The following is a 15,003-nucleotide window of genomic DNA, read 5'->3' as shown; positions in this document are numbered from 1 at the left end:
TGATGTGAAGCGCTGCTCCATTTATAGGTACGGCGTTTATGCTAGATTTGCCGAAAATGCCTGTCTCGCGAAATTCGGGCAGTAACCATTGCAAAAAGGGCGAAATCATCAAATCACTGGATCTATTTCTGCAAGAAATCGATGAGGGCGCCTGGACCGTCATCAGTTCGGCCACTGACTATCCCGAGAACTGGGTGATCCCCGAGCACAGCCATGAGAAGCATCAACTGCTCTACGCCATCGAGGGCGTGATGGTGGTGCATTCGGCGCACAACCAGTGGACGGTGCCGCCCAATCGCGGTTTCTGGATGCCCTGTGGCCATCGGCATTCCCTGCGGTGTGTGGGGCCGCTGAAGATGCGCAGTGTGTTTGTACGCCCCGACAGTTTCCCGAACCTGCCCACCGAGACCAAGGCGGTGAGCGTTTCGCCGCTGCTCAGCGAATTGATCAAGGCGTCGGTGAGCCTGAAGCCGCCGTATGCCGAAGACTCGCGCGATGCGCGGATCATGCACCTGATACTCGACGAGCTCGCGCTGTTGCCGGCCTTGCCGTTGTCGCTGCCGCAGCCCGCCGACCCGCGAATCAACCAGATCTGCGTGGCGTGGCAGGATGACCCCGGCGATGCCTCCACTGTCGCCGATTGGAGCGAGCGCCTGGACCTGGACCAGAAAACCATCCAGCGCCTGTTTCGCAAGGAAACCGGCATGACCTTTGGCCAGTGGCGCCAGCAAGCGCGGTTGCTGCTGGCACTGGAACGCCTTGCCGTGGGGCAGAAGATTATCGACGTCGCCCTCGGGCTGGGCTACGAAAGCCCGAGTGCCTTTACCAGCATGTTCAAGAAACAGTTTGGCAAGACGCCGAGTCATTTTTTCCGATAACGCGGTCCACGCCCAGCAGGCCGTTGAATGTATCGAGGTCCAGCGGCCGGCTGAGGAAGTAGCCTTGCCCCTCGTCACAGTCCACGGCCTTGAGCATGGCCAGGTGTTCGGCGGTTTCAATGCCCTCCGCGGTGACCGTCAACGCCAGGGCACGGCCCAACCCCACGATGGCTTGGATGATTGCCTTGTCGTCGGCGCTTTCTGCCAGCCGGGTCAAGAAACTGCGGTCTATTTTCAAGCCGTCGAACGGGAAGGCGCGCAAGTAGCTCAGGGACGAATAGCCAGTACCGAAGTCATCCATGGCGATGCGGATGCCCAATTGCTTGAGCGTGTGCATCACCTCCAGCGCGCCGACGGCATCCTCGAGCATCACGCTTTCGGTCACTTCCAATTCCAGGCGTGAAGGGTCGATGCCTGAGCTGTCCAGGGCGTGTCGTACGCGCTCCACCAGGTTGCCGCGCTTGAATTCGGTGGGCGACAGGTTGACCGAGACAAACAGCGTGTCCGGCCACTGGGCCGCGCAGGTGCAGGCGTTTTCAAGCACCCAGTCGCTCAGCGACAGGATCAGCCCGGACTCTTCGGCAATCGGAATGAAGGTGTCCGGCGCGATCAAGCCGCGCTGCGGATGCTGCCAGCGAACCAGCGCTTCGGCTCCCACCATCAGCCCATCGGCAATGCGATAGCGCGGTTGGAAGTGCAGGCGTAATTCTGCGTGCTTGATCGCATAGCGCAGGTCGCTTTCCAGGCGCCGACGTTCGATGATCCGCGTGTTCATTTCGCCGGAGTAAAACCGCCAGGTGTTGCGGCCGGCCGCTTTCGCTTCGTATAACGCAATGTCGGCGTAGCGCAGCAGTTCGCTGGCTTCGTGGGCGTCGTCGGGGGCGATGGCAATGCCGATACTGGCGCTGATGAAGACCTCCTGTTCGTCGATTCGGATGGCGTGCTCGATAGACTCGATCAAGCGCTTGCAGAGGCTTTCGACTTCGTCTTGAGTGCCTGCTTCGCTCAGGATCAGCACAAATTCATCGCCGCCGACGCGGGAAACCAGGTCGCCATGGCGCACACAGTTGGTCAGGCGGCTCGACACTTCATTGAGCACCCGATCACCGGCGGCGTGGCCCAGCAGATCATTGACCGGCTTGAACCGATCCAGGTCCAGGCTGAGCATTACCAAGGGGTGTCCGGCGTGGGGCAGGGCCTTGAGTTTGCCATCCAGGAACGCTTGCAGGCGCGTGCGATTAGGCAGCCCGGTCAAGGCATCATGCTGGGACAAAAACTCGATGCGCCGACGTGATTCGACCTCTTCAGTCACGTCGGTGGCCGTACCGCGAAAACCGCCGCAGGGCATTTCCCGTGCCGATAGCCGCGTGGTGCGTTCCTGCCCCTGAGCATCGAAGTAGCGGCACTGCACGCTGATATCCACGCATCGGCCCGGGGTGTTCAGCCATTGCGAAAGCAGGCCGGCTTCGGTGTCCAGCAAGTCGCTCATCGCGGCGCCGATCCAGGCTTGCCGCGCCAGGCCGGTGACACTTTCGAAACGCTCCGACAAGTAGGTGAAGCGCCATTGGGCGTCGATTTCCCAGACCCAGTCAGAACTGGCCTCCACCACATCGCGAAAGCGTGCTTCGCTGGTGGCCAAGGCATTCTGGCTGTCTTGCAGCGAAGCGTGGCTGGCATCCAGGGCGAGGGCCGCAGCAGTGGCTCGGCGCAAAATCACCCACGTCATCAGGCACACCAGCAACGCGGCCAGCCCCAACAGTGGCAAGCCTACGCCCATCAGCCGCAGGCCGGGACGGGCAGGCTCCCAGTGCAGGCTGCCGGCGGCGCCGTTATCGCCGAGGGGGAAAACCAGGGTCTGGCCGATGTCATCGGCAGTGGCGACGTGCAGTTTGCTGACGCCAAAGTCATCGCCGATCGTGGTCAGTTTGGCGCTGTCGAGGATGTCGACGAAGATCAGCACTGACGCTGGCCGGTCGTCCGCTATGACCGTCGGGTCGGTGCCCGGGGTGATCGCCGCAGCGGCCACGAGCGCGGGGCTGCCACGCACGTTGATGAAGGCCGTGACCGGCGTTTCATTTTCAGCGCCTGCACGCGCCTGTTCGATAATCTCGGTCAGGGGTTGGTCGAGCCATTGGCTGAGTTCAATGCTGCGCAGCTTGCCCCCAATCACGGCGTAAACGGTGTGATTGACGTCGTTGACCACAAACAGGCCCTGGAAGCCGAAGTCCTGGTACAGCGTTGCCCCGACGTTGCCGCGACTATAGGCCCAGTCGCTGTCCACCGTCATATGAAGGTGCTTATAGGCATCGCTCCAGAACGCGTAGTCCTTGACGGTGACCCGCAGCGATTTCTCCAGGGATTGCACCGCTTTGCGGGTATAGAACGCGCTCTCTTGCTGCTCGGAATGGTCCAGGTCATGGGCGAGGTAAACCAACGAATAGGCAGCGGCTGCAAATACCAACGTCAGCAAGGCGATGAAATTGAACAGCGAGGTACGCGTCAGCGACAGGCTGGTACGGTTGGAAAGCTTGCGCACCATCGGGGTAAGAGAGTTCGGCATTGTTTCCCGCAGCGTATTGCTGCAAGTCAGGGGGGATGCCTGGTTATCGGCGGCGCGGGCAAAACAATTAGGGTTTCAGCGGTTGTCGTTCGCGCTGGAGCGCCGTGCGCCCGCGCGGGTTGGGCTTCACTGGAACACTGTCGCCGTATTCGCTCCACCACTGCATCAATGCCTGCATCGTCGGCCCCAGTGCGCGGGCTTTTTCGGTCATTTCATATTCGACCCGGGGTGGCACTTCGGCGAACACCGTGCGGGTGATCAAGCCGTCGTTTTCCAGTTCCCGCAGTTGCGCCGTGAGCATGTGCTGGGTAATGCCACCGATCGCCTTGCGCAGCTCACCAAACCGATAAACACGCTGGTTCAACAGCCACATGATTTCCAGCTTCCACTTGCCTGAAAGCAGTGAGAATGCGCGTCGCATTTCTTCGTGCATATTCGGCTTTTCAGCGCTTTTAGTCTGGTTTTCCATACTGACTGCCACTTTTTCATCCTACTTGTGTCGATTCATGTTGCCAGGGATCTTAGCGCAAACCCGCTGCAATAAACCCTGTATCCCATGGAGAAAACACATGTCCCGACTCAACGGAAAAGTAGCCATCGTGACCGGCGCCGGACGCGGTATCGGCCGTGCCACGGCGCAGTTATTTGCGGCGCAGGGCGCCAAGGTCGCGGTGGTCTCGCGTACGGCGGCAAACGTCGAGCGCGTGGTGGCCGATATCCAGGCCGCTGGCGGCACAGCGCTGGGCGTCGTGTGCGATCTGTCCGACGTCGCGCAGGTCAGCGCAGCAGTGCAGGACGTTGTGGCCACCTACGGCGGCATCGATATCCTGGTGAACAACGCATTCGACCCCAGTGTGGTGTTTTCATCGGTCCTCGACCTGCCCGTGGAGCAACTGCAACGCAATTTCGACATGGGGCCCATCGCCTACCTGCGGACCATGCAGGCGTGTTACCCGTATCTGAAGGCCAGCGGCGCAGGGCGGGTGATCAACTTCGGGTCGTTGGCGGGCATTATCGGCCTGCAAGGCTACGCGCCCTACAACATCGCCAAGGAAGCGGTGCGCGCCTTGACGCGTTCGGCGGCGCGGGAATGGGGCGTGGACAACATCACGGTGAATAACCTGTTACCGGTGGCCGACACCTGGGGCGACGCTTATGACGCGCCCGCGCCGACCAATGTACTGGGGCGCTATGGCTCGCCGGAGGAGGACATCGCGCCAGTCGCGCTTTTCCTGGCCAGCCAGGACGCGCAGTTCATTACCGGCTACAGCCTGACCCCCGATGGCGGGCAAATCATCGACAGCGCGCGATAGTGGCTGGCGCGCCCAGCCAGCCAGGCCAGCAACGCCGCGGCGCTCAGTACCGCGGCACTTGACTCGAACGTGGCCCGGTAGCCGCTGAGGTCGAATACCCAACCGCCGACGATGGCGCCCAGGGCGATCGCCAATTGGATGATCGCCACCATCAAGCCGCCGCCGGCTTCCGCATCATCCGGCAGGACCTTGGCCAGCCAGGTCCACCAGCCAACCGGTGCGGCGGTGGCCACCAGGCCCCAAACGCCCAGCAGCATTGCGGTGATGAGCGATGAACCGCCAAAGGCGACCAAGGCCACGGCGGTCAGCGCCATCAATACAGGAATGACGGTCAACGTGGCGTACAGGTGGTTTTTCAGGAAACGCTCGATCAGGAACGTGCCCGCCAGGCCGGCCAGGCCAAGCACCAGCAACATCAGCGAGAGCGTAGAAACGCTGGCCCGGGTCACGCCTTCCAGGAACGGCCGCAGGTAGGTGAACAGCATGAACTGGCCCATGAAAAACACACTGACGGCGAGCATGCCCAAGGCCACCGGCCGATGGTTCATCAGGCGCAGGCCATTGGCGGACGCCCCTTCAGCACGCGGCTTGATTGACGGCAGGCTTATCAGCAGCCATGCCACGGCGACGATGGCGACCGGAACCACGCAGAAAAATGCGCCTCGCCAACCGATCAGTCCGCCGACAAAGCTGCCCAGCGGTGCGGCGATCACCGTTGCGAGGGCGTTGCCGCCGTTGACGATGGCCAAGGCACGCGGTACCTGGGGTGTCGGTACCAAACGCATGGCGGTGGCGGCCGACAGCGACCAGAAGCCGCCGATGGCGACGCCGATCAACGCGCGGCCCAGCATGAACACCCCGTAATTCGGGGCCAACGCCACCACCGTGCCGGACAGGATCATCAGCAGGGTCAGGGCGATCAGCAGGCGCTTGCGATCGACCCGGGCAGCGACGTTGGCGATAACCAGGCTGGTCAACAAGGCAAACAACCCGGAGACGGAAATACCTTGGCCGGCCTGGCCTTCGCTGATGTTCAGGTCGGCGGCCAAGGGGCTGAGCAGGCTTACGGGCATGAACTCGGAGGCCACCAGGGCAAAGGCAGCCAGGGACAAGGCGAGCACGGCGCCCCAGCGTGGGCGAGAGGAGGAGTGGTCCATGGGGGAGTCCTTCGGTGTGAGCGGCGGCCTCGACAGTGAGGCCGCGCATCGAGGCGGTTATTTCAAGTACGTGCGGAAGAAGGTGGTGAGCTGGGCAAAGGGGATCAGGTCGACTCGGTCATAGAGATCCACGTGCCCGGCGTTGGGCACGATCAGCAGCGTCTTGGGTTGCGCGGCACGGGCGTAGGCGTCCTCGCTGAATTCACGGGAGTGGGCATTGGCGCCGGCAATCAGCAACAGCGGGCGTGGGGAGATCGTCTCGATGTCGTTGAACGGGTAGAAGTTCATGAACTTCACGTTGCTGGTCAGCGTTGGCCGGGTGGTGGTCCGTGCCGAGGCTCCGGACGGGGTGAACTCCCCACGTGGTGTGCGGTAGAAATCGTAGAACTCATCCCCCACGGCATCGCCGGTCAGCACATGCGGCGTACCACCGGTGTAGAGGGTTTCGCCACCTTGGAACTCAACATAGCGCTGGTTGGCGGCCTGGAGCAGCACCTGCCGGCGTTGTTCCAGGGTCACGCCGTGCTTGAGCCCGTTACGGTTGGCCGCGCCCATGTCGTACATGCTGACCGTGGCGATGGCCTTGAGGCGTGGGTCGATTTTCGCCGCGCTGATGGCGAAGCTGCCACTGCCACACACGCCGATGACGCCAATGCGTTCACGGTCGACCATCGGGCGGCTGCCGAGGAAATCCACGGCGGCACTGAAATCTTCGCTATAGAGGTCGGGCAGCACCGCATTGCGCGGCTTGCCTGCGCTTTCACCCCAGAACGACAGGTCCAGGGACAGGGCGACAAAGCCCTGTTCGGCCATCTTGGTGGCGTACAGGTTGGCGCTTTGTTCTTTGACGGCTCCCATCGGGTGGCCCACGATGATTGCGGCATTCTTTGTGGTGGGTGCGAGGTGTTTGGGCACGAACAGATTGCCCGCCACCCGCATGCCGTATTGGTTGTTGAAGGTGACCTTTTCCACGCTCACCTTGTCGCTGGTGTAGAAGTTACTTGCACCGTTGGACATGTCGGCTCCCAGTGAGGAAAAAGAGGTCACCAACAAACCCAGGGCGAACAAGAGGCTTTTCATTGGCGGTTCCCTTGGCGAAGTTGGTGTGCCCATTTCCCGATGCAGCCCGTGGTCCTGTAGTGCGTTCCACTGGATTACTTGCCTGATCCTCTGAGTTTTGAGGTTTGTCGGGGACGCCCAACGGCTGGCGCGCTACAGTTCCGAGACGAAAGCAAAGAGCCTGTCATGACGATCAATCATTCCCTCCTGGCGACGCTGGTGCAGTCCATCGGCTCGCGTATCTCGACACCCGGCGACTACGCCATGCCGATCCCGGGCCTGGGGTTTTATCGACGTGAGCATCCTTCGGCGCCAGTGGTGTGCATGGTTGAGCCCAGCGTCATCCTCGTGGCCCAGGGCGAGAAACAGCTGTGGGTCGGCGGCGAGGGGTACCCGTATGACACGTCCCGTTTCCTGCTCACTTCCCTGGACATCCCGGCCAATTCGCAAGTGCGGGTCGCCAGTCCCGCTAACCCTTGCCTGGGGCTGACGTTCCAGTTGGACCTGCGCGTATTGACCGAACTGATCGCCCAGAGTGAGCTGCCGCCGCTGCGTGAACCCGCGGTGATGAAGGGGGTTGGGATTGGCGCGATCACCGACGGGATGCTTGCATCCTTTGCGCGCCTGGTGGCGCTGCTCGATGAGCCGGAAGCGATACCGGTTCTGGCCCCGCTGATCAGCCGTGAAATTCATTACCGGCTGCTCAAGAGCGACCAGGCGGTTCGGCTGCGCCAGATCTGTGCGGTTGACGGGCAGGGCTATCGAATCGCCAAGGCCGTCGACTGGCTGAAGCTCAACTACGACGCGACGCTGCGTATAGAGGAACTGGCGGCGCGCGTGCAGATGAGCGCCGCCACCTTTCACCATCACTTCCGCCAACTGACGGCGATGAGCCCGTTGCAGTACCAGAAGTGGTTGCGCTTGAACGAGGCGCGACGATTGATGTTGAACGAGCACCAGGATGTCTCCCGTGCAGCGTTCAAGGTGGGTTATGAAAGCCCGTCCCAGTTCAGCCGCGAATACAGCCGCCTGTTTGGCGCGCCACCCAAGCGAGACATTGCCGCGTTGCGCGGCAAGTCAGAGATCAATGCTCAGTCGTCGTCAAGTTAGCGTAGAAGATGCAGCCGATCAGGCGGGCGAACAGGCTGAGGGTTTCCGGCAGGTTGGGGTCATCGAACAGCATTGCCCTCGAATCCAGTGCGCACAGCGCGCCGAACAGGCGGCCGTCGGGGAGGAAAATCGGTGCGCCAGCGTAGCTCTCGATGGCGTATTGCTTGACCACCGGGCGTGCGGCAAAGCGGCCGTTCTGGCTGACTTGCGGGATGAACAAGGTATGGGGGTTGATACAGAACTCACTGCACAGGGTGGTTTCCAGGTCGAGCACGTCATCGACATGGATGCCCATGTCGAGGGGGTCGTGCACGGAGCAGACGATCCATTCCAGGTCGGTGAATTTGGCGATGCCGGCGAAGCGCATGCCCGTCAGGCGGGTAACCAGTTGCAGGATGCTGGTGGTGGCTTCTATTTCGGCGATGGCAGCGCGTTCATCGGCGCTGAGTAACGCGTGTGTAGCAGTGACGCTTGGAACCATGCTCAACACTCCAATCCAATGGCGTGGCGACCCCGGTCGCCACGCGCGATAAGGTCTTAATTAATGCGCGGATGCTGCTGCACGAGGTTCTGGCGCTTGGCTTCCAGCTCGGCGATCTCGGCGTCGATGTCTTCGATTTTCTGCTCGATATTGTCGTGGTGCTCTTGCAGCAGCTCCTTGGCTTCTGCCATGTCGGAAGCCGCTGGTGCCGCGCCGCGCAGGGGTTTGTTGGCGGTTTCCTTCATGGTCAGGCCGGTGACCAGGCCCACCACGGCAAATACCATCAGGTAATAGGCGGGCATGTACAGGTCGTTGGTGCTTTCCACCAGCCAGGCCACGGCGGTCGGCGTTACGCCGGCGATCAATACCGAGACGTTGAACGCGCTGGCCAGGGCGCTGTAGCGCAGGTGGGTGGGGAACATCGCAGGCAGGGTCGAGGCCATCACGCCGATGAAGAAGTTAAGCACGATGGCCAGGATCAGCAAGCCGCTGAAGATCAGGCCGATCTTGCCGCTGGTGATCAGCATGAACGCCGGGATCGAGAGAAACAGCAGGCCGATGCTGCCCGCGATGATGAACGGCTTGCGCCCGACCTTGTCGCTGATAAAGCCAATGAACGGCTGCACGAACAGCATGCCGACCATGATCGCGATGATGATCAGCACGCCGCTGTTTTCTTTGTAATGCAGGTTATGGGACAGGTAGCTGGGCATGTAGGTGAGCAGCATGTAGTACGTCACGTTGGTCGCCGCGACGATCCCGATGCAGGTCAGCAGGCTGCGCCAATGCTGGGTGGCGATTTCCTTGAAGGACACCTTGGGGCCATGGGTCAGGCCTTCGCGGTCGCCCTGTTCGAGCTTATCGACATGTTGTTGGAAGGCAGGGGTTTCTTCCAGTGCATGGCGCAGGTACAGGCCGATGAGGCCCAGGGGCAGGGCGAGAAAGAACGGCAAGCGCCAGCCCCAGGACTCGAAGTCGGCTTCGCCGAGGACGCTGGAGATCAGTACAACCACACCGGCGCCGAGGACAAAACCGGCGATGGAACCGAAGTCCAGCCAGCTGCCGAGGAAGCCGCGCTTGCGGTCGGGCGCGTATTCGGCAACGAAAATCGAGGCGCCGGTGTATTCACCGCCTACCGAGAACCCTTGGGCCATCTTGCACAACAGCAGCAGGATCGGTGCCCAGATGCCAATCGAGGCATAACCGGGAATCAAGCCGATGGCGAAGGTGCTCAACGACATGATCACGATGGTGGCGGCGAGGACTTTTTGTCGCCCGTATTTGTCCCCCAGCGCGCCGAAGAACAGGCCACCGAGGGGGCGAATCAGGAAGGGCACGGAGAAGGTGGCCAGGGCGGCGATCATTTGGACGCTGGGGGAGGCGTCGGGGAAGAACACCTTGCCGAGCACATAGGCAACAAACCCATAGACACCAAAGTCGAACCATTCCATGGCGTTGCCCAATGCCGCGGCGGTGATCGCCTTGCGCATCTTGGCGTCGTCGACGATGGTGATGTCTTTCAAACCGATGGGTTTGACGCTTTTCTTACGTAATTTCATGCGGGCCACTCTAAAACAGAACAGGGGAGGTGCCATCGTTGCGATGGCACCGCTCTGTCAGTTCAGATATAAGCGGACACGAAATAATTCACCGTTATTTACGTTTTTTTGCCTGGGGCGCAATTTGCCTGCAATCGCCAGGATTTTCGGGGGAGGCGCTTCCCCAGTGCCGAGCGGACCAGTTGTGGTGAGCGCGCCTGTTGTGGCGAGCGGGCTTGCCCTAATGCCGTTCAGTTAAGGCTTTTTTGTAGGAGCGAGCTTGCTCGCGAAAAACTCACAGGCGCCGCGTTGATTCAGGAAACACGCGTTATCGTTGACGTTTTTCGCGAGCAAGCTCGCTCCTACAGAAGGCGATGTACTCTTAACTGAACGGCATTAGGGCTTGCCCCGCGTTGGGCTGCGCAGCAGCCCCCATCAGCACAACGGTTAAACATCAGGTACGCCGAGGCGCCTGGTTTTGGGGCTGCTTCACAGCCCAACGCGGGGCAAGCCCGCTCGCCACAGTTTTGAAGAGGACTGATCCCGATGCCCGCCACCACTTCCCGTCTTGTCTACCGTCAGCCACTGCCTGGGGACGTGCAGCGATTGTTTGCGATCTTCGGCGATTCCCAAACCAACCTCTTCAATCCCGCCGGGCCCATGCCCAGCCTGTCCGCTGCCCAACACCTGCTCGACCACTGGATCGCACAGTGGGCCACCCACGGCTATGGCTGGTGGGCGATTGCCCATCGGCAAGCCCCGGAGCACATCATCGGCTTCGGCGGTATTGCGCCGTTCAACTACCTCACGCAACCGCGCATCAACCTGGGCTATCGCTTCGCCGTGGAAGCCTGGGGGCAGGGCTATGCCACAGAGTTGGCACGCGATGCCCTGGCGCTGGCGTTTGACACCCTCGGTTTACCGGAGGTGTTCGGCCTGGTGCGGCCCGACCACGCGGCGTCGATCCGTGTGCTGGAGAAGGTCGGCATGCAGCCATTCGGTGTGCTCGATGATGTGCCCGGCAAAGCGACGAGCCGGGTGATGCGCGTTTGTTGTCCTACAACATAGCTGCGTTGACATTTTTCACCCCCGCGCGATAGCCCACAAAAGCCTCAATATTTCACATTGACAGCGAGTAGGCAGCCCGATATAAAAGCCACAGTTGTACGACGACATATGACGTTACATGTGTCCTACCTAACAAAAATAAAAAGTGATGCCATGAACTTGATCGAGCCCATCAACGCCCAGCGCGTTGGCCAAGCTGTAGGCAACTATCGCTGGACCATCTGCGCGATGCTGTTCTTCGCCACCACCGTCAATTACCTCGACCGCCAGGTGCTCAGCCTGTTGGCGCCGCAGTTGTCCACGCAATTCGGCTGGAGCAACACCGACTACGCCAACATTGCGGCGGTGTTTCAGTTTGTCTATGCGATTTCCATGCTGTTTGCCGGGCGGTTCGTCGACAAGATCGGCACCAAGGCGGCGTACGTGATCGCGATTGCGATCTGGTCCACCGGCGCCATCATGCATGCGTTCTCGGTACCGATGGGTGAGGGGATTGCTGCCGTGAGCGGGGCGATCGGTCTGGCGGTGATCCCGGTCTCCATCGCCGGCTTCATGCTGTCGCGCGCGGTATTGGCGATTGGCGAAGCGGGTAACTTTCCGATTGCGATCAAGGCCACTGCCGAGTATTTCCCAAAGAAAGAGCGCTCCCTGGCCACCGGTATTTTCAACTCGGGCGCCAACGTCGGCGCGATCCTGGCACCGATTTGCGTGCCGCTGATCGCCGGGATGTGGGGGTGGGAAGCGGCCTTTATGGTCATCGGCATGCTCGGCTTCGTCTGGGTCGCGGTGTGGGCAGCGGTCTACGAAAAGCCGGAGCAGCAAAAACGCCTGTCTGCCGAGGAGCTGGCGTACATTCGCAGCGACCAGACGGTGCAGCCATTCCCCCCGGCAATGGCGGGCGCGGTCGAGAAGAAAGTCTCATGGTTCAAGTTGCTCACCTACCGCCAGACCTGGGCGTTTGCCTTTGGCAAGTTCATGACCGACGGCGTGTGGTGGTTCTTCCTGTTCTGGTTGCCCACCTACCTGTCGGCGCAATACGGCATGAAAGGCGCCGATATCGTCATGCCGCTGGCGGTGCTGTACAGCATGACCATGGTCGGCAGCATCGGCGGCGGCTGGTTCCCCAGCTACTTCATGGCCCGTGGCGACGCGCCCTATGACGGGCGGATGAAAGCCATGCTGGTGATCGCGTTGTTCCCGCTGGTGGTATTGCTGGCACAGCCCCTGGGCTATATCAGCTTCTGGGTGCCGGTGTTGTTGATTGGTGTGGGCGCCTCGGCGCATCAGGCGTGGTCGTGCAATATCTTCACCACCGTGTCCGACATGTTCCCGCAGAAAACCGTGGCGTCGGTGGTCGGCATTGGCGGCATGGCCGGTGGCCTGGGCGGGGTGGTGATGACCAAGATCGGGGGCTGGGTGTTCGATTACTACAAGTCCATCGGCGATATCCACACCGGCTACATGATCATGTTCGCGATCTGCGCGCTGGCTTACCTGGTGGCCTGGAGCGTGATGAAGACGCTGGTGCCGCGCCACAAGGAAATCACCGACCTGTAAAAGGGCCAGGGCCTGGGTTCTCCAGGCCCTTTTTTTACAGTGCGCGGGCCCAGGTCTGGCTGACCAGGGCCTTGCCAAAACTGAGGGTAGGTTCCTCTTCCTCCAGCTCGAAACCGGCTTTCTGGTAGAGCCTGCGCGCATCGGTCAGCGCGCTCATGGTCCACAACATCATGCGCGTGTAGCCGGCATCGCGGGCAAAGCGCAGGCATTCATCGACCAGGCGCTGGCCGATACCCAGGCCCCTGGCGCTGGCGTCGACGTAGAGCATGCGCAGTTGGGCGGTGCTGTCGTCATGACGCACCACGAATACCGAACCCACCACCGCGCCATCCTTTTCGGTGATCCAGCAGCGCTCACGCGTTGGGTCGAACTCGCGCAGGTACTTGGCGACGATCTCCGCCACCAGTGCTTCGAACTCCCAGTTCCATTGATATTCCCGCGCATACAGGGCCGATTGCTGCTGCACCACCAGGCCCATGTCGCCTGGCTGCGGGTCACGCAGCAGGTAGCTCGGCGAGGTGCCTTGCAACAAGGATTGAATGCGCTGCATGGCGGCGGTCAGTTGCTGTTGTTGTGGCTCAGGCAGGGCTTGCAGCAGGGCAATGACTTCGTCCTGGGTCCGTTGCTCCAGGGGTGCCAGCACGGAGCGGCCTTGTTCGGTGAGGTGCAATTGCACCGCGCGCGCATCGGTGGGTGAGCGGAGCTTTTGGATCAAGCCTTGCTTTTCGAAACCGCTGGTCAACCGGCTCAGGTAGCCCGCATCCAGGCTGAGCATCTGGCACAGGTCGGCGCTGGTCAGGTCGCCGCGCGACGACAGCTCATACAGCACCCGGATCTCGGTGAGGGAATAGTCGCTTTGCAGCAGGTGCTCCTGCAGTACGCCGATCTGATGGGTATAGAAACGATTGAAGCCGCGCACGATGCCGGCGCGTTCGACAAGCAAGGATGTGGACATGGCGCATGCTCTTATGGTTGCCTGAGTCAATAATATTGTTGCTTAAGGCAACTATGTCAAACACTTTAAAGAACGAAGCTCATCAGGGCGGTCACACCGGTTTCTCACGTGGGCCTGTGGTGTGATGAGGCGCTTTTTACTCCTGACATTTTCTGGCAGGACGCTCTGCTAAGCTGCTGCACATTTTTCCTTTTGCCGGCGGGATCAACGTGTCGCGTACCACTCGTCTACTGTCTTTGCTCCAGGCCCTGCGAGGCAAGAAACGCCCGGTGACCGCGGCTGTGCTCGCCGCACAGTTGGAGGTGTCCGAGCGCACCTTGTATCGCGATATCGCCGCTTTGACTGCCTTGGGCGCGCCGATCTTCGGGGAGGCGGGCGTCGGGTATGTGTTGCGCAGTGGCTTGTTTCTACCGCCCTTGATGCTGAACGCCGAGGAAACTGAAGCCATCGTGCTCGGCCTGCGTTATGTGGATCAGCGTGGCGATGATGTGCTCAGCCGCGCCGCGGCCAACGCCCTGGCAAAAATTGCCGATGTGCTGGACCCCGCCGCCCAGGAGGCGTTGCGCAACCCGACGCTGCTGCCGGGGCCGCCAGGGTTCGGCTATCCGGAAAACCGCGTACCGTTGAATGTGTTTCGCGAGGCCATTCGCAGCCAGGCCAAGCTGCATATCGATTACGCGGATGCCAGCCAGACCCAGAGTCAACGCCTGATCTGGCCTTTAGCCCTGGGTTTTCTCAATGAGGTGCGGGTGATCGTGGCCTGGTGCGAACTGCGGGGCGCGTATCGCACCTTTCGGACCGACCGTGTCGCCACCGCGCAAGCCCGTGGCGAGCGCTACCCGGGGCGACGCAGTGACTGGCTGCGCGCCTGGCGTAAATTGCTGGAACAGAATGACACCGGGCCATTCACTCCTGACAAAAACTGACACGACCCTGGCTTAGCATGGCCCCACAACCACTCAGAAGGAGCTGTGCCATGTCCGGTCACCATTCACTGCTGGCCCCGGCCATCGTTGCCTATCTCGCCGCGACCAACAGCGGTGACACCTCGACCGTCGCCGATTGTTTTGCCGACGATGCCCACGTGTTCGATGAGGGCGAGCATCAGGTCGGTCCTGCTGCCATCGCCCGCTGGATGGAAGACACCGGGCGGCGCTACGAGCCGCGGGTCGAGGTGCTCAACGTACAGCACCGCACCGGCAAGGTGCTGGTCAGCAACAGTGTCTCGGGCAATTTCCCTGGCAGCCCGCTGGCGTTGCGCTACACCTTTCGCCTGAACGAGCAGGGCAAGATTTCACGGCTGGATATCTCTGTGTAAGTCATACTG

14 protein-coding genes are annotated in these 15,003 nt (G+C 61.2%); 7 read left to right on the top strand and 7 right to left on the bottom strand.

All coding sequences use genetic code 11. From position 1 onward, the window contains the following. Positions 1–56 precede the first annotated feature (56 nt). On the top strand, positions 57–878 hold the full coding sequence (locus tag AB7933_RS19485) for an AraC family transcriptional regulator (RefSeq protein ID WP_024075856.1): 822 nt from the start codon (positions 57–59) through the stop codon (positions 876–878). On the opposite strand, the gene AB7933_RS19480 is transcribed toward AB7933_RS19485, so the two are convergent. Together AB7933_RS19480 and AB7933_RS19475 are read right to left on the bottom strand one after the other, a co-directional pair. Further along, a complete protein-coding gene (locus AB7933_RS19480) occupies positions 835–3,438 on the bottom strand; it encodes a bifunctional diguanylate cyclase/phosphodiesterase (RefSeq protein WP_051448891.1) in 2,604 nt (867 codons plus the stop codon). The two genes, AB7933_RS19485 and AB7933_RS19480, sit on opposite strands and share 44 nt — an antisense overlap. A gap of 67 nt (positions 3,439–3,505) precedes the next feature. Further along, positions 3,506–3,907, bottom strand: coding sequence for a winged helix-turn-helix transcriptional regulator (locus tag AB7933_RS19475; RefSeq protein ID WP_024075854.1), 402 nt, complete (start codon positions 3,905–3,907; stop codon positions 3,506–3,508). A gap of 100 nt (positions 3,908–4,007) precedes the next feature. Here AB7933_RS19475 and AB7933_RS19470 point away from each other — a divergent pair, with 100 nt between their 5' ends. After that, positions 4,008–4,751: an SDR family NAD(P)-dependent oxidoreductase gene (locus tag AB7933_RS19470; RefSeq protein WP_024075853.1), complete on the top strand. Its 744-nt coding sequence runs from the start codon at positions 4,008–4,010 to the stop codon at positions 4,749–4,751. Here the strand turns inward: AB7933_RS19470 and AB7933_RS19465 are convergent. Both AB7933_RS19465 and AB7933_RS19460 read right to left on the bottom strand, forming a co-directional pair. Continuing rightward, a complete protein-coding gene (locus tag AB7933_RS19465; RefSeq protein ID WP_024075852.1) occupies positions 4,703–5,908 on the bottom strand; it encodes an MFS transporter in 1,206 nt (401 codons plus the stop codon). The genes AB7933_RS19470 and AB7933_RS19465 overlap by 49 nt on opposite strands. 57 nt (positions 5,909–5,965) lie before the next feature. Further along, positions 5,966–6,988: an alpha/beta hydrolase gene (locus tag AB7933_RS19460; RefSeq protein WP_024075851.1), complete on the bottom strand. Its 1,023-nt coding sequence runs from the start codon at positions 6,986–6,988 to the stop codon at positions 5,966–5,968. A 165-nt stretch (positions 6,989–7,153) separates the two neighbouring features. Here AB7933_RS19460 and AB7933_RS19455 point away from each other — a divergent pair, with 165 nt between their 5' ends. Further along, a complete protein-coding gene (locus AB7933_RS19455) occupies positions 7,154–8,077 on the top strand; it encodes an AraC family transcriptional regulator (protein WP_024075850.1) in 924 nt (307 codons plus the stop codon). Here AB7933_RS19455 and AB7933_RS19450 read toward each other — a convergent pair. Beyond that, positions 8,052–8,558 carry a GAF domain-containing protein gene (locus AB7933_RS19450; RefSeq protein WP_024075849.1) on the bottom strand — a complete coding sequence of 169 codons (507 nt, stop codon included), beginning with the start codon at positions 8,556–8,558 and terminating at the stop codon, positions 8,052–8,054. The two genes, AB7933_RS19455 and AB7933_RS19450, sit on opposite strands and share 26 nt — an antisense overlap. 56 nt (positions 8,559–8,614) lie before the next feature. Next, entirely contained in the window at positions 8,615–10,117 is a 1,503-nt protein-coding gene (gene proP / locus AB7933_RS19445) for a glycine betaine/L-proline transporter ProP (RefSeq protein WP_024075848.1), read from the bottom strand. Positions 10,118–10,642: 525 nt separating this feature from the next. On the opposite strand from proP, the gene AB7933_RS19440 reads away from it, so the two are divergent. Both AB7933_RS19440 and AB7933_RS19435 read left to right on the top strand, forming a co-directional pair. Then, positions 10,643–11,164 (top strand): GNAT family N-acetyltransferase, encoded by a 522-nt coding sequence (locus AB7933_RS19440; protein WP_024075847.1) that lies wholly within the window; start codon positions 10,643–10,645, stop codon positions 11,162–11,164. Between the two features lie 153 nt (positions 11,165–11,317). Next, a complete protein-coding gene (locus AB7933_RS19435; RefSeq protein WP_024075846.1) occupies positions 11,318–12,721 on the top strand; it encodes an MFS transporter in 1,404 nt (467 codons plus the stop codon). Between the two features lie 34 nt (positions 12,722–12,755). Here AB7933_RS19435 and AB7933_RS19430 read toward each other — a convergent pair whose 3' ends face one another. Beyond that, positions 12,756–13,676, bottom strand: coding sequence for a bifunctional helix-turn-helix transcriptional regulator/GNAT family N-acetyltransferase (locus AB7933_RS19430; RefSeq protein WP_024075845.1), 921 nt, complete (start codon positions 13,674–13,676; stop codon positions 12,756–12,758). A 209-nt stretch (positions 13,677–13,885) separates the two neighbouring features. Here AB7933_RS19430 and AB7933_RS19425 point away from each other — a divergent pair, with 209 nt between their 5' ends. Together AB7933_RS19425 and AB7933_RS19420 are read left to right on the top strand one after the other, a co-directional pair. After that, positions 13,886–14,602, top strand: a complete 717-nt coding sequence (locus AB7933_RS19425; RefSeq protein WP_024075844.1) for a helix-turn-helix transcriptional regulator — start codon at positions 13,886–13,888, stop codon at positions 14,600–14,602. A 50-nt stretch (positions 14,603–14,652) separates the two neighbouring features. Continuing rightward, positions 14,653–14,994, top strand: coding sequence for a nuclear transport factor 2 family protein (locus AB7933_RS19420; RefSeq protein WP_024075843.1), 342 nt, complete (start codon positions 14,653–14,655; stop codon positions 14,992–14,994). Positions 14,995–15,003 lie beyond the last annotated feature (9 nt).

The organism is Pseudomonas gorinensis (genome assembly GCF_042015035.1).
In the GTDB taxonomy this organism is placed as follows: Bacteria; Pseudomonadota; Gammaproteobacteria; order Pseudomonadales; family Pseudomonadaceae; genus Aquipseudomonas; species Aquipseudomonas gorinensis.
The sequence above is the reverse complement of the archived record's forward strand: the minus strand, read 5'-3'. Positions and strand labels throughout refer to the sequence as shown.